The sequence below is a fragment of the Bradyrhizobium sp. AUGA SZCCT0222 genome (genome assembly GCF_018130205.1).
Lineage (GTDB): Bacteria > Pseudomonadota > Alphaproteobacteria > Rhizobiales > Xanthobacteraceae > Bradyrhizobium.
The window spans coordinates 40,394-55,105 of sequence record NZ_JAFCLX010000016.1; the positions used below are offsets into that span (position 1 = coordinate 40,394).

Here is a 14,712-nt window from a genome sequence, read left to right on the forward strand (position 1 = left end):
GCAGGTTGCGCCCTTCGCTGGCGACCAATTCCACGCACCGACTTGAGTGTGATGTCCGACACAGCGGCCGGTCGCGCCGCGGGATTATCAATCTCTTACGAGTGGCGGGGACAGTCCTTCCACCGACAACGGGAGAGACTGATATGACCAAGCTGAACACTGAAGCGCGCGAACTGAATGCTGCCGAACTCGACTCCGTCTCGGGCGGATTCATCTGGATCCCGGTCGTCGTGGTTGCCTTCGCCACCGGCACCGCGATCCGCATGGGCATCGATGCGGTGGTCGACAAGGTCACCAAGTAAAAGCCACCAAGTAAAAGTCCTGCAGCGCCTTTCGGAGAAGCCTGGTTTCTTCGGAAGGCGCGCAGCAAGCAGCCTGCATCAGCGCAGCGATATACGGGATCCGCGTTTGCTGACTGTTTATCTCGCGCCTCGATGGGAATCGCCGGCATCTCCGGCACGACTTGACGCCACGGTTTCGGAAGCCATCACACCATCAGGTCGTGCGGCGCATGAAAAGCGGTGACGCTCGCCAACGGCTCCAGAGCGAAACCGAAATTGTCATCAGCGGGATTTCCTGACAGCGATTGCGCAGGCATTTGTGCTCCCGCCGACGTCGCCAGCGGTCCGTTGATTCCTGCGACATCTTCGCTTTGGCTGATTGCCGCCTGGGCAAAGGCCACATCAAGGGGATCGATGACGTTTGAACCGCCAAAGCCGGAAATCTCGTCGTTGAACTGGAACGAGTCGCCGGCGGCCGACGCCTTGAAGTCGAATCCGTCGCTGGTACCGTAAATAGTGATCTTCACCACCTGTGCTGTGCCGTCGATGGTTGTGACCGAGAAGCTGTCGCAAAGGGTGTCGCAGCTATTGAGCGCCTCGACCGTGCAGTTGGCGTTGTCGAGCGTGTAGGTCCACACGCCGGCCGCCGTCATGGTGAAGGTGCCGTAGCCGCCCGCGCTCGCCTCCGGCCAGCAAACCGGCGTGAAGGTATTGGGCGTATTGTCGACGTCGGTGCTCGTGAGCGTGCCGCACGCGACCGGGTCACCATGATCATCGCAACCAGCCTCGACCACACATCCGGCTGTGGTGCCGGAGATGACGGCCGGGTCGTTGGCGCCCTGGATGGTGACCTTCACCACCTGGGCGGTACCGTCGATGGTTGTGACCGTGAAGCTGTCGCAAAGGGTGTCGCAGCTATTGAGCGCCTGCACGGTGCAGTTCGAATTGTCGAGCGTGTAGGTCCACACGCCGGCCGCCGTCATGGTGAAGGTGCCGTAGCCGCCCGCGCTCGCTTCCGGCCAGCAAACCGGCGTAAAGGTACTGGGCGTATTGTCGACGTCGGTGTTGGTGAGCGTGCCGCACGCAGTCGGCTGGCCGTATTCGTGACAGGCAGCCTCGATCACGCTTCCGGCTGTGGTACCGGAAATGACGGCCGGGTCGTTGGCGCCCTGGATGGTGACCTTCACCACCTGGGGGGTGCCGTCGATGGTTGTGACCGTGAAGCTGTCGCAAAGCGTGTCGCAGCTATTGAGCGCCTGCACCGCGCCGTTGTTGTCGTCGACCGTGTAGGTCCACTTGCCATCCGCCGTCATGGTGAAGGTGCCATAGCCGCCCGCGCTCACCGTCGGCGCACTGACGGCCGTAAAGGTATTGGGCGTATTGTCGACGTCGGTGTCGGTGAGCGTGCCGCACGCGGTCGCCTTGCCGTATTCATGGTGACCAGCCTCGGTCACCGACCCGGTTGTGGTGCCGTAGATGATGGCCGCGTCGTTCGTTCCCTGGATGGCGACCGTCACCACCTGCGCTGTGCCGTCGATGGTGGTCACGGTGAAGGTGTCGATCAGCGTGTCCCCGATGTTGAGCGCCTGCACCGCGTGGTCGCAATCGTCGACTGCGTAGGTCCACACGCCGCCCGCCGTCAACGTGTAGCTGCCGTGGCCACCCTCGCTCGCGGTTTGCGAGTCAACCGGCGTAAAGCTGTTCGGCGTGTTGTCGACATCGGTGTCCGTAAGCGTGCCGGTCGCGCTCGCCGTGCCGCGCTCGGCGCTGCCCGCCTCGGTCACCGCGCCGGCCGTGGCGCCGGAAATGACCGCCGCGTCGTTGGCGCCCTGGATGGTGACCGTGACCAATTTGGCGGTGCCGTCGACGGTGGTCACGGTGAAGGTGTCGGTCAGTGTGCCGCCGACATTGAGCGCCTGCACCGCGCTGTTGGTCTCGTCGAGCGTGTAGGTCCACACGCCATTCGCCGTTATGGCGAAGTTGCCGTAACCGCCCGCGCTCGCAGTGGGCGTCTCGATCGCCGTGAAGGTATCGTGTGGATTGTCGACGTCGGTGTTCGTGAGCGTGCCGGTCACGGTCGGCATGCCCAGCGCGCGGTTGGCGACGCCACTGGCCTCGACCGTTGAACCGGTCGCGGCACCGGAAATGATGGCCGCGTCGTTGGCGCCGTTGATGGCTATCGTGAAGGTCTGGTTGGCTGCGAGCGTGCCGTCAGACACCGTGACGGTGAAGCTCGTGGTCGTGGGCTCGGTCAGCGCATTGATCGCGTGACTGTCCGGAACGAAAGTGTAATCGCCGGTCGTGCTGTTGACGTAAAGCGTGCCATAGGGGCCCGTCTGCGAGACATCGAATGTCTCCCCATCCAGTACCGTGCCGCCGGCGGTCCCGCCGCTGATGCCGTAAGTCAGTGTGTCGCCGTTGGTAGTGCTGGCGACGAAAGTGCCGCTCGTCGCAGTGAAGGTGTCAAACGCCGAGGTGTCGATTTCGGTCGGCCCTGCCACGGCGTTCAGCGTCGGCGGGACAGGCGGGATGGCTGCGGTAATAATTTCGGTGACCGGGAAGTTGGGCACCGGCAGCGGCAGGAGCGAATCCCCCGCTGGGGTGAGGACGTCAGTCTCGATAAAATTGATCGGTTGCACCGGCAGCCGATCGACCAAAGGAGGTGTGCTCGACCCCGTTGACTCCATGCCTTTCGCAAGGGTGGCGAGCGCTTCCTGCTGGGCTGCCTGCAACTCCGCCATTCGCGAGGAGGAATTTGTCACCCGGCTGATATTGATCGAGGATCCTTCGGCGCGCAGGACGATTGTTTCGCCGGGATCCTCAACGAAGAAGTGCCGCGGGATAGGCTCCTTGGTCACAAGCTCGAAGGTTCCGTGCTCCAGATCCTTGTAGGTTATGCTGCCGTCGTCCAGGAAAACGACATTCGGGTCCGCGGCTCCGGCTTCGTTCATCATGGAGAAGGTCAGCGCTGTGAGCCACAGCATGCCGAACCGGGCGTGAGTGCGGCCCGAAATGCCAGGAAATGGCCTGTCGGCTTGGGGGCAATCGCTCTTTGCCCGCTGGCCGGGGGGGCCGCTACCGGCTTCCGTCTGAACATAGCCGATGACGCGGGGAAGCCGCTCCGCTGCCGCGTTTCGATCGTCCCCGGTTTCGGCGTGGGACCCTGTGAACATGAGTTCCGTCCCGGCCTGCCGCTGTTGCGTAATCGGGTCAAAACATTTGGCGCGGTCAGCCAAAGACTAACCATCGAGATCTTCTGTGCCAAAATAGCCCAATCCGGTGGAAGAGATTAGGAAAGTCTGCAGGAGGCCCGCGGCGCAAAGGGGGTACTCCTTTTGGGGGAGGTGGCGCGGAGCGGCCGGCCCGGCATAATATATCCAACACTGCATCTATTGTTGCCCTGGCCGGCGGTTCAAGGAACCGGTGTGGCCACACGAACGGGTTTTGCTCGGGAAGGGCCGATCATGTGCAACCATGCGATTACCGTTTTGCTGACGGGCTTGGCTCTGGCGATAGCCGGATTTTTCCCGGGTCCGGCTCAGGCGCAACGCGATTCTGCAGTGCCCGCGGTTCAGGATCTCGCATCCAAACCGATTGGAAAAGTCGTTGTCGCGACAGGTTCGGTCACCATCGAACGTGCCGGTGCGACCGTCATTCAGGTTCGTGTCGACGCTCAAGGCGGGCAGGCGAAGGTCGGTGATGTCGTCTATGAGGGCGACGTGGTCGCGACCGGCGCCGACGGCCGGGTCGGCATTAGCTTTACGGATGGCACCGCGTTCAATCTGTCGAGCAACGCTCGCATGGCCTTGAGCGAGTTCGTCTATGACCCAAACGGGAAGTCCAACAAGACCTTGCTCAGTCTGACCAAGGGAACCTTCACGTTTGTTGCCGGCCAGGTCGCGAAGACCGGCGATATGAAGGTCGATACCCCCGTCGCGACAATGGGGATTCGCGGAACTACACCACACGTCGAAATGTCGGACGATGGGACATTCAAGTTTTCCACCCTCATTGAAGAGGGCAAGAGCAAGGTCGCGCGAAAGCCGGGGAGACCGGCGGCGGCGCCATCCGAACCAACGCCTCCCGGATCAAATCTGAAAATTTGTCGGGGGTGCTAGGGCGGTCGACCGCCGATCTCTCGTTCCAAAATCGGAAGCCTGACATGGAATCCAGCGCAAGCGGGCGCATTGTCCTCGGCCTGGCGCCGATCCTCGCCTTGCTGCTGTTCGGATCACCGGCGGCGGCACAGAACCCGAAGCCGGATGGCTATCTCGGGAATCTCGAATTGTGCAACGGCTCGCATCGCGCGTCGCTCGAGCGTCGGATCAATGCTTGCACGGCGCTTATCGGATCGGGTCAACTCACGACCGCAGCCTTGGCTGTTGCCTATAACAATCGTGGCAATGCCTATGCCTCAAGGAGCGACTACGACCGCGCCATCCCTAATTTCAATGAAGCGATCAAGCTTAATCCAGGCGATGCCAAGCCGTTCAACAACCGGGGTGTAATTTACCTGAAAAAGGGCGAATACGATCTCGCCATCCAATCTCTCGATCAGGCGATCAAGCTCAATCCCAACTACGGCAGAGCCTTCGCCAACCGTGCGGGAATCTACCTGAAGAAGCACGCGTACGACCGCGCGGCGCGGGACTATGACGAGGCGGTTCGCCTTCAGCCCGATCTGGCAGCCGGATGGAGCGGGCGGTGCTGGACACGGGCTGTCCTCGGGCCGTTGGAAACCGCGCTGGCGGACTGTAACCGGGCGCTTCAGTCGGGACCGGACAATGCCGAAACGTTCGACTCGCGTGGGCTGGTTCATCTGAAGATGGGCCAGCTCGATGCGGCGATCGATGACTATGATTCTGCGCTGCGAACAGAGCCGAAGCTGGCGAGCGCGCTCTATGGGCGCGGGCTTGCCAAGCTCAGGAAGGGCGACAAGGCTGGCAGCGATAGCGACATCTCGGCGGCCAGGACCATCCAGGCCGGCATCGGCGATCACTTCACGCGCTATGGGGTGGAGTAGGGACGACGCAGTTGGAACCTCGGGCCGAGGACGCCCCGGCACCCCCGAGCCGCCCAAAAAAAGGGAAAAATCAAGGTTATCTGCAGCTCATCTGAATGCCGGCTCGAAGCTTGGCAAGCCGGTCTGGGCCATGGTGGCCAGCATGAAACGAAGAGATTTCATAACGCTTGTCGGTGCTGCGATGGCTTGGCCGGTCGCCGCACTGGCTCATGATCCAACAAGGGTCTATCGCATTTTCTGGGTTTCCACCGGGTCCCAGCCCGACCCGTTCCTCGACGGGTTCCGCGAAGGATTGCGCGCGCGGGGCTATGTCGAGGGCAAGAACGTTGCCCTGGAATTGCACTATGCGCCCGGCAATCCGCAGGCGCTGCGCGAGGTGGTATCGAACGTTCGGCGCGGCAATGTCGACCTTGCCGTGTCGAGCGGCCCCGCGACCCGCGCGCTGACGGAGGTAACGGATGTTCCGGTCCTGTTTGCCCTGAGCGGCGACCCGGTGGCGCTCGGCCTCGTCAAGAGTCTCGGGGAACCGGGCGGCAATTTCACCGGCTCGACCTTCCTGTCGCTTGATGTGGCGGGGAAGCGGGTTGAACTGCTGAAGGAAATCTTTCCGAGCCTGCGCACCCTGGCGGTACTTTCGAACAGTCTTCATCCGGGAGAACAGTCGGAGTGGCGCGCGACCCAGGACGCCGCCAGGCAACTCGGCATCACGCTGCTTTATGTGCCCTTTGCCGGCGCGAACGAACTCGACCACGCGCTTGGACTGGTGGGCGACGCGCATCCGGATGGGTTGCTCGTCTTTCCGGATGTTCTCACGCTGGTGCACCGCGCCAAGATCGCCCAGCTCGCCATCAAGCATCGGCTGCCTTCGATGTTCGGATGGAGCGAGTATTGCGACGCGGGCGGGCTTATCAGCTATGGCGCGAACCAGCGCGCGACCTATTTCGCGCTTGCGACCTACGCCGACCGGATCTTGCGCGGCGAAAGCCCCGCCACGCTTCCCGTTGTGCAACCCACCAAATTCGAACTGGTCGTCAATCTCAGGACGGCTGAGCAACTCGGCATTGACCTGGACAAATCCTCCATCCTGTTTCGCGCCAACAAGGTGATCGAATGAGGCCGGCACATCTCATCGTGACTTGGAGCTCCAGTTGCCGGGCGCCATCAGCGTGACCCGGCCGCGCCGCTCCCTGTTCGTCAAATACTTCATCACACTGTTTGTCGCAGTGGTGGTGCCGCTCACGCTTGGCTCCATGATCGAAGCCTGGTTCGCCTTTCGCGACCATCGTATTCATCTCAATGAAGTGCTTCAGATCGAGGCGCGCGCTGCAGCCGACCGGATCCAGACCTTTACCGATGGCATACGCGATCAGCTCGGCTGGCTCGTGCAGTTTCCCTGGACCCAGGGCGAGGACGACCGGCGCAGGGTCGACGGGCTGCGGCTGCTGCAGCAGGTGCCGGCGATCGTTTCGGTGTCGCTGGTTGACCCGGCCGGCACCGAACGCGTGTTCGTATCCAGGATGAGTCTGAACCGGACCGGTCGAGGTGCGGATATGTCGGCCGATCCCGCGGTGGAGGGGGCGCGCGCGAACCGGGTCTGGTACGGTCCTGTGCGATATCAGCGCGATTCAGAACCCTACATGCGGATCGCCGTCGCGGGAAACCGCGCGGCCGCCGGAATCGTCGTTGCCGACATCAATTTGAAACTGATCTGGGATGTCATCGCGGCGATCAAGATCGGCGACACCGGCCACGCCCTTGTCGTCGACGACGCAGGGCGCCTGATTGCCCATCCCGACATCAGTCGCGTGCTGCGCAGTGGCGCCGGGTCGGGCGAATTCAGCAGGCTCAAATCGGTGGTGTCAGCTGCGAACGGATCGGCGGTCGTCACCACGGATGATGACGGGAGGGACGTCGTCGCGCTTTCAGTGCCGGCCGCGAATGTGGGTTGGACCGTGATTGCCCAGCAGCCGATCGTGGAAGCCTTTGAATCCATGCGCGCGACGCTGTGGCGTTCCCTGATGTTCATCGCCATCGGAACCGTTTTTGCGCTCGTGCTGGCCTATTGGCGGGCGTCGCGCATGTGGGTGCCGATCCGCAAGCTCGAGGAAGGCGCAGAACGGATCGGGATGGGACAGCTCGATCATCGCATTGCGATCGAAAGCCGTGACGAACTGGAGCAATTGGCGATCCGATTCAACCAGATGGCGGGAGAGCTCGGGGCATCACAGCAGAAATCCGAGCGCATCAATCGCCTGAAGCAATTCCTTGCCCCGCAGGTCGCCGAACTGGTGGAACACTCCGATCCGCGGCTGCTGGATGGACAGCGGCGTGACGTAGTTGCGATTTTCGGCGATCTGCGCGGCTTCACCGCGTTTACCGCCCGTGCCGAGCCTGAGGCCATTCTGGCCGTGCTGAGGGAATATTATGAAGCCATTGGCGCCGTCACCGCACGCCATGCCGCCACCCTGATCCGCTTCGCCGGTGACGGCGTGATGGTTCTGGTCAACGCGCCGGTCACCTGCGAGGACCCGGCGCATTGCGGCATCAGGCTTGCGATCGACATGCAGACTGCGGTGCAATCCCTTGCCAACAACTGGTCCGCCGGTGGCTGCACCGTAGGTTTCGGCGTGGGCATCGCGATGGGACCCGCGACCGTCGGCACCCTCGGCTATCACGGGCGTGTCGACTACACGGCGATTGGAAACGTCGTCAACCTGGCATCACGGCTTTGCAGTCTGGCTGACGACGCCGAGATACTGGTCGACCCTGTTGTCACCGAACAGGTGAGGGATCGCATCCCGCTGGCCTCGATCGGAAAGCAACTGATCAAGGGTTACGATCATGCTGTCGAGGTGTTCGCCGTCGTTCGTAGCGATCCATCCGTCCGGCATCTTGGCTGTCAGCGCCAGCCTGCCTGCGTTCCATCCGTCGGGACGGGATTTGGTAGAACCGTACCGGAGCTCTCTTCGACCGATGGGAGATGAATTCGATCTTGGCGCCGCATCATGAAAGACGATGGTCTGTTGTTGGTTTGACAAAGAATTCGTGGCGAGCTTGTGCTGTTCACGCGAGAAAAAATGACAGTGATACTGTCCTGCTGAGTAGTGACGCCTTTCATACTCTTCCAGCATTATTGATGCGCATATACATATGGACGCGGTTGGAAGGCAGCCCCGGTGCAGGGTTTTCCGATGTGTGATCTCCTTGCGATGGCAAGCTGAGGAATGTTTATTTTGTATGCCCATTTCAGCGCACGGCGTGGTGATATCCGCTGTGCATTTACAAAAGCGGTCAGGCTAACTGCTCTGCGAAGGTAGCTTTCGAATAACGGACTGGCTCTACCCGAGAGGCTTTCGCCGATCGAAGGAGACGGCACCGATGGGAATCGATCTGGTTGCGGCGCGGCAGAAGCGGCGATTGATGGCTGTGATGCTGGCCGATGTCGTCAGCTATAGCCGCATGATGAGCCGCAGTGAGGATGAAACGCATGCGCGTTTTTCCACTTATGTTAGCGAACTGATCGCTCCAACAGTCAAGAAGCACGGGGGCCGTCTCGTGCGCAGCATGGGCGACGGATTATTGGTCGAGTTTTGGAGCGCGGTCGACGCGGTACGCTGCGCCCTCGATATCCAGCGCGGACTTGCCGAGCGCCAATCTGGCGATGCGGAGAAAATGCAGCTGCGGATCGGAATCAACACGGGCGACGTTCTCGTCGATCATCGCGACATTTATGGAAACAGCGTCAATATCGCGGCACGGCTGGAGGCCCTGGCTTTGCCTGGGACAGTATGCGTTAGCCAGAGCATCTATGACCAGACACGCGCTCAGCCCGAGTTCTTTTTCGCGTACCGCGGGGCTCGCAACGTGAAGAACATTCCGTATCCAATTCACGCTTACCAGGTCGCCTACGAACGGATTCATGAGACGTTTGCTACGTTGCTTGTTGCGAACTGGGTTAAGTTGATTGCGGCCATCAGCATCGTGGCTTTGGCCGTCGCTTCCGTCGCCTCGTTTCTGGTGTTTCGGGAGCAAAATCAGGCGGCGGGCCGTACCAATACGATCGTTGTATTACCGTTCAAGAACGTCGACGGAAACACGGCCGATGAGTATTTGGCCGATGCGATCACTGACGACCTGACGACCGAGCTTTCGCGGTTGCGGCGTGCCTGGGTGATCGCCTCCGGTACCGCGTTCGCATACAAGGGCAAGTCAACGGACCCCCGCCAGATAGGTCGGGAGCTCAAGGTTCGCTACGCGCTTGAAGGTAGTGTCCGGCGCGAGGGGCCGATGGTCCAAGTGAATGCGCAACTGATCGACACCAGAAGCGGCACCAATCTTTGGGCCAATCGCTTCGAGCGCGAAACCGGTAGCCTGCTTGATCTGCAGGACAGCATGTTGTTGCGAATTGCCGCCTCGCTGAATGACGAGATGGTGCAACAGGGCGTTCGACACGAGGTCGGCACACTTGCAGCGGACGGCAACCCTCTGGATGAAAGGATGAAGGCAATGGCTGCAAATACCGGTTATCCAACACCGCAAAAATCGCTCGAAACGCGACAGCATGCGGAGGCAGGCCTCAAGGCTGACCCGGACAACGCGCGACTCTGGGGTCTGCTTGCCAACGTTTTGTCTTCGGACGTGCTCAATTCCTGGAATGGTGCGGGCAAGCCTGAGGTCGATCGTGCAGAGGAGGCCGCCAATAGGGCGATAAAGCTTGATCCGAATACCACGCTCGCGCATTACGCGCTCGGGTTCGTCAATCGGTTGCGCGGCAATCACAGGGCGTCGCTGGACTCGTTCAACGAGGCGATCAGGCTCAACCCAAATCTCGCCAAAGCCTATGCCCAAGCCGCCAATGAGATGGTCTTCGTCGGAAAGCCTGCTGAAGCCATTCCGCTTTCCGAACAAGCCGCTCAGCTCAGCCCGAAGGATCCTTCATTCGGGGTTTTCCGTTGGGTCAAGGGGCGCGCCTATTTTGTCGTTGGTGACTATGCCAGGGCGATCGAGGTGCTCGAAGAATCGGTGAACGTGCGGCCGAACCTTTGGTTCAGCCAAGCGTGGTTGATCGCGGCCTACGCTCTGACAAACAGAGATGCAGACGCCAAAAAGGCGCTCGAGACATTCAGGAAGACGTCGTTCAGCAAGCAGAAATACGACCTTAACAAGATCACTGAATACTATAAGGACGACCAATATCAAACCGAGACCCTGCTCAAAGCCACGGCGGCGTTGCTGGAAGGGCTGCGGAAGGCTGGCTTGAAGTAGCATTCCATGCGCCGTATTGGCGGAGGCCGCCTGCCGCCGCTGGGTTGGCTGAGCGACGGCCTTAACCCAAGCGTGACCACCAGAAGGTCACGAGGATCGTGATGGATCTTGGTTAACAAAACAGCAAGGCTGCTGTCCTAAGATGTAACTACTCGCTTATGGGGGCCGGAATGACCGAATACGTCATCACGGAAGTTGGCCATCATCAATGGCTCGTGTTTGCGGATAGGCAGAGCATTGCTTTTTGCGCCGACGAAAACGAGGCGGTGAAAGCAATGACCGAACATAGCGAACGCAGCCGTCAATCACGTGGGTCTGCGCAAAATTCGCCAGAACAAAGCCCGCCGTTGTGAACCAGCGGGCTTGATTCACCCGACTCTTAGATTTTCCGCGGACGTTTTGCCCCGGTTGCTCATTTCTTCATAACTCACCTTGGCACCCTCATTGAGGCTGCTCAGGCCGGCTTTCTCAACAGCTGAAATGTGGACGAAAACATCCTTGCCGCCGTCGTCGGGTTGGATAAACCCGTACCCTTTGGTTGCATTGAACCACTTCACTGTCCCTATCGCCACTTCAGTATCTCCCGCTAATGAAAACGTGGGATTCAAACACGCGCGATTCGTTGGCCAAGCTGGTGGCACGTTGGTGGCAAAAAGCGGGCGCTATGACGATTTTGCGACGGCCTTGCCCTAGGCGTTACGAAATCATTACCGTCTGAGCCTTCGCGCGTGTGAGGCCAGCCGCCGCCGGTTGCGCTTCCAGATCGATCGGCGCCGGCGCTTCATGACGGCTGCCTCTCGTCGTGCCGGCGCTTGTAGTAGAGGACCTTGAAGTCCCGCAGCATCTTGGCCTGCTGCGTGACGGCAAAGGTGGAGAGTTCCAGCGCGCGAAAGCCAGCCCGAGCTTACAGGGTGCTCAAACATCTGGCCGATCACGTCCTTTGTGATGCCATACAAATGGGCAGCTTGAGATTAACCAACGCTAATCTACCCTGGAAATTGGAGCACCCGGTGGCGCGTGTGCTGGCTTACGGCCAGCCTAAGGGTAGGCATGGAAAATGGCCTTAGACCCGGAAGAGCTTGTTGCCCTGGCCAATCACGGCATCATGAAACTTCGTTCCGCAGTGGCGCGAGGGATGATGTTGCCCCCCGAAGAGCGCGATGCGGCGGCGATAATCGTCCGAAAAGGCGCCCTGGCACAGTCGACCCTCGATTTCGAGCAGATCAAGCAGCTTGCGGCGCGGTGGAAGCAGGAGGAGCAGCCCGCACCTTCCAGCCAGACCACCCCGTGCCATCGATGAAGAAGGATCATGTCCGAAAGCTTTTGGCCGTCTTGCTGATCAGCGGATTGGACCAGTCATAGTCGGTGTCGCGGGTCGTGGAGATAAACGGGCCACTTTAGAGCGTGCTATGGAGCGTTACCTCCTAAGAAGGGGCGTTTTAGCCGGGACTTGGATGGTGTGGGACCGGCTGAAGCGCGGTCCCGCGACTAGGGATGATCGTGAGCTCATTCGGCTGTCGCGAGAAGAAGCTGATGCTGAGTTTGCGAGATTGATTGGGCGGGGTGACCGCGATGCCCCCGAGCCATCGGCTACACCTAAGCCATCGGCTAAGTGGGTAATAACGTATGGCGGGCTGACGATTGAATGCCGTGACGAGCACGATGCTAAGAAGGTGGCGGGCGATCTCTACAGGAAGGGGCATCGCGTTTCTGCCAGGAGATGCAAACCCGAGCGGTCTATCGAGCCAAATCAAATGCGCGGTTGGCTCAAGGAAAAGCTCCCGACAAAGGTTAAGCATAAGCTCCACTAGCCTAACCCCTGGACATTCTCCAAAATCCGCCGAAAATCGGGGCCCGGGGCACGGCACATGTGTCGCAGATTAGATGCCACCCACTCCGCTATTTGACATGGGTCAAGATCAATCTGGGAGTGATCATCGTCAGGCTCGACTTCGCCTAAGGTGTTGCGAGGTCCGGTATGGGTCATTCGCGTCGTTTGACCGGACCACGGCGACTTCCGGTCTACCCCGGTGAACGGACATTCTCAGGATAGGCGGGCACGTCTCAAAGGTGCCGCCACAACCGGACTCATGCGCCGCAGTAATGCCCGTTTCTCGACTAGCTCCAAAGGGATCAGCCGCAGACTCGCACCCGGCGGACCCGCCAGCCATAGCCGTCATAGAGACGCTGTTGCACCCATTCGCAGCTGCCAAAATAGTCGTATGGCCCGCGACCTGAGCCGTAAGGGCCGGACTCATAGTAGCGGCCCGGAGCCACGACGCCTGCGGCGCTGCCACGCTGTGCGCTTACGGGCGTGGCGGCGAGCAAGCCGGCGATCGTTGCGACCGCGATGAAGGCAACAAATGTCTTCTTCACTCTAGGAGCCTCCTGTGCGTGCATGGCGTGCGGCCACACGACCGCCGCACCCAAGAAACCAAGAAAATTCCCCCCGCTGCATGTCAACCCCCAGCGAGCCATCGTATCAGGTCAACTGAATGCGTTGATAGGGGCTGGCTTCGAGTTGCTTGTAGCAAAGTCCTAGATGTCCGTTGCAGGTCATTCGCGGCGGTTTGACCCTACGTCGACTACTTCCGGCTTCCATCCAACACCGGCCATACCGTGGCACTTAGGTCGTTTGCGCTGAGGCCGCACCACTTGCCCGCTGCTTCGCCAGCCGCGTGCGACAAATCAACCCGACGGCCGCGCCCGGCGCAGCCTTGGCGGAGCCGGGGCAAATCAGTTCCGATATTCGGAAGTCGTGTCAAGTCCAAAATTTCCGAAAATCAAAAATATTTCACTTCCCTTCCACCCCAAATCACCTGCACATCAATAGCCATCCCGTCCCACTCAGAGGGGCGTCGGCCGTCGTCATGACGAGGGGCGGGGATGCGGTGGACGCTGATGTTGCGATTGACGGTCGCAGCAAAAGCGTACGGCGAAAGCGTGTGGTCCTGGCGCCCGTAACGGCGTCAAGCTCTGAGGAAGCCAACGCTTCCGAGGGGTGACGGTGGCAATAGAGGCCGTCTCACCGGGGAGAGCGCGTCATAAGCCGTAAAGCCACTGCGCAGGGAATGTCGGATGTTCTCCGCTGCCCTGTATGCTCGTGTGCAGCTTTTTTGCACTATTCGCACACGGGACCGCGGGTGCAGCGCGCATCCGGCATTCCCTGCGCCCTCTGAATTGAGAGGGCGAAAGTTCTCTGCAAACCTCGGGCTCTTCATGCCGCGGGATCGCGAAACTGTATCTCCGTCATCCTGAGGTGCGAGCGCAGCGAGCCTCGAAGGATGAATCGGCCACAGCTGGGCCGTCGCCCTTCGAGGCGCGCAAGGGCGCGCACCTCAGGGTGACGGAGTTGAGAGAGACCCCACGAACCACCCTCCCGAAAGTTTCAAACATCACGATAAATTATCCGCCGAAACTGCCCGAAAAACCTCCCGTAGCTCGGCCAACGACGACGAACACGGTCAATCGACCAGCGTCGTTGTTCTCAGCACCGGCGGCCCCCCGCCGGAGACCTCAATCATCGGGAGAAGATCCATGTCGAACCGTATCGCTTATCTGACCGCCGCCGCCTTCAGCGTGCTCGCGCTCACCGCCTCCATGTCAGCGCCGGCCAGCGCGGAAGAAAAGACCGTGATGGTCGGCGGCGCCGCGATGTTCCCCTCGAAGAACATCGTCCAGAACGCCGTCAACTCCAAGGACCACACCACGCTGGTCGCCGCCGTGAAGGCCGCCGGTCTGGTCGAAACCCTGGAAAGCAAAGGCCCGTTCACGGTGTTCGCGCCGACCAACGCCGCCTTCGGCAAGCTGCCCGCCGGCACCGTCGACACGCTGGTGAAGCCTGAGAACAAGGCGACCCTGACCAAGATCCTGACCTACCATGTCGTGCCGGGCAGGCTCGCCGCAGCCGACCTCAAGGACGGCATGAAACTCAAGACCGCCGAAGGCGAACAGCTGACGGTGAAGCTCGACGGCAGCAAGGTCTGGATCGTCGACGCCAAGGGCGGAACCTCGATGGTCACGATCTCGAACGTCAATCAGTCCAACGGCGTGATCCATGTGGTCGACACCGTGCTGATGCCGGCTTCGTGATCTCCGCGCACGCCTGATTAGTCCCAACAGGATGCGTGGATGGGCGAGCCG

General features: G+C 60.6%; 12 protein-coding genes. 9 read left to right on the forward strand and 3 right to left on the reverse strand.

Annotated features, from left to right (window positions below; translation table 11 throughout):
• Positions 1–143 precede the first annotated feature (143 nt).
• Positions 144–302, forward strand: a complete 159-nt coding sequence (locus JQ629_RS16265; protein ID WP_212264765.1) for a hypothetical protein — start codon at positions 144–146, stop codon at positions 300–302.
• Between the two features lie 185 nt (positions 303–487).
• On the opposite strand, the gene JQ629_RS16270 is transcribed toward JQ629_RS16265, so the two are convergent.
• The gene (locus tag JQ629_RS16270) at positions 488–3,265 is read right to left on the reverse strand and encodes a VCBS domain-containing protein (protein WP_212413531.1); all 2,778 of its coding nucleotides are present in this window, start codon (positions 3,263–3,265) and stop codon (positions 488–490) included.
• Between the two features lie 480 nt (positions 3,266–3,745).
• On the opposite strand from JQ629_RS16270, the gene JQ629_RS16275 reads away from it, so the two are divergent.
• The 6 genes from JQ629_RS16275 (at position 3,746) to JQ629_RS16300 (ending at position 10,922) form a co-directional block, all read left to right on the forward strand.
• Positions 3,746–4,399, forward strand: coding sequence for a FecR family protein (locus JQ629_RS16275; RefSeq protein ID WP_212413532.1), 654 nt, complete (start codon positions 3,746–3,748; stop codon positions 4,397–4,399).
• A 98-nt stretch (positions 4,400–4,497) separates the two neighbouring features.
• Positions 4,498–5,304, forward strand: coding sequence for a tetratricopeptide repeat protein (locus JQ629_RS16280; protein WP_249135090.1), 807 nt, complete (start codon positions 4,498–4,500; stop codon positions 5,302–5,304).
• A gap of 142 nt (positions 5,305–5,446) precedes the next feature.
• A complete protein-coding gene (locus JQ629_RS16285) occupies positions 5,447–6,418 on the forward strand; it encodes an ABC transporter substrate-binding protein (RefSeq protein ID WP_212413534.1) in 972 nt (323 codons plus the stop codon).
• Between the two features lie 34 nt (positions 6,419–6,452).
• Complete coding sequence (locus JQ629_RS16290) at positions 6,453–8,288, forward strand: cache domain-containing protein (RefSeq protein WP_249135091.1); 1,836 nt, start codon at positions 6,453–6,455, stop codon at positions 8,286–8,288.
• Between the two features lie 394 nt (positions 8,289–8,682).
• A complete protein-coding gene (locus JQ629_RS16295) occupies positions 8,683–10,569 on the forward strand; it encodes an adenylate/guanylate cyclase domain-containing protein (RefSeq protein WP_212413535.1) in 1,887 nt (628 codons plus the stop codon).
• A gap of 170 nt (positions 10,570–10,739) precedes the next feature.
• Positions 10,740–10,922 carry a hypothetical protein gene (locus JQ629_RS16300; RefSeq protein ID WP_212269666.1) on the forward strand — a complete coding sequence of 61 codons (183 nt, stop codon included), beginning with the start codon at positions 10,740–10,742 and terminating at the stop codon, positions 10,920–10,922.
• A 15-nt stretch (positions 10,923–10,937) separates the two neighbouring features.
• Here the strand turns inward: JQ629_RS16300 and JQ629_RS16305 are convergent, their stop codons facing one another.
• The gene (locus JQ629_RS16305; RefSeq protein ID WP_212269665.1) at positions 10,938–11,141 is read right to left on the reverse strand and encodes a cold-shock protein; all 204 of its coding nucleotides are present in this window, start codon (positions 11,139–11,141) and stop codon (positions 10,938–10,940) included.
• Between the two features lie 485 nt (positions 11,142–11,626).
• Between JQ629_RS16305 and JQ629_RS16310 the strand changes: the two genes are divergently transcribed.
• A complete protein-coding gene (locus JQ629_RS16310) occupies positions 11,627–11,869 on the forward strand; it encodes a hypothetical protein (protein WP_212388503.1) in 243 nt (80 codons plus the stop codon).
• 833 nt (positions 11,870–12,702) lie between these two features.
• Here the strand turns inward: JQ629_RS16310 and JQ629_RS16315 are convergent.
• On the reverse strand, positions 12,703–12,945 hold the full coding sequence (locus JQ629_RS16315; protein ID WP_212413536.1) for a hypothetical protein: 243 nt from the start codon (positions 12,943–12,945) through the stop codon (positions 12,703–12,705).
• A 1,161-nt stretch (positions 12,946–14,106) separates the two neighbouring features.
• Here JQ629_RS16315 and JQ629_RS16320 point away from each other — a divergent pair.
• Positions 14,107–14,661 carry a fasciclin domain-containing protein gene (locus tag JQ629_RS16320; protein WP_212267574.1) on the forward strand — a complete coding sequence of 185 codons (555 nt, stop codon included), beginning with the start codon at positions 14,107–14,109 and terminating at the stop codon, positions 14,659–14,661.
• Positions 14,662–14,712: the final 51 nt, after the last annotated feature.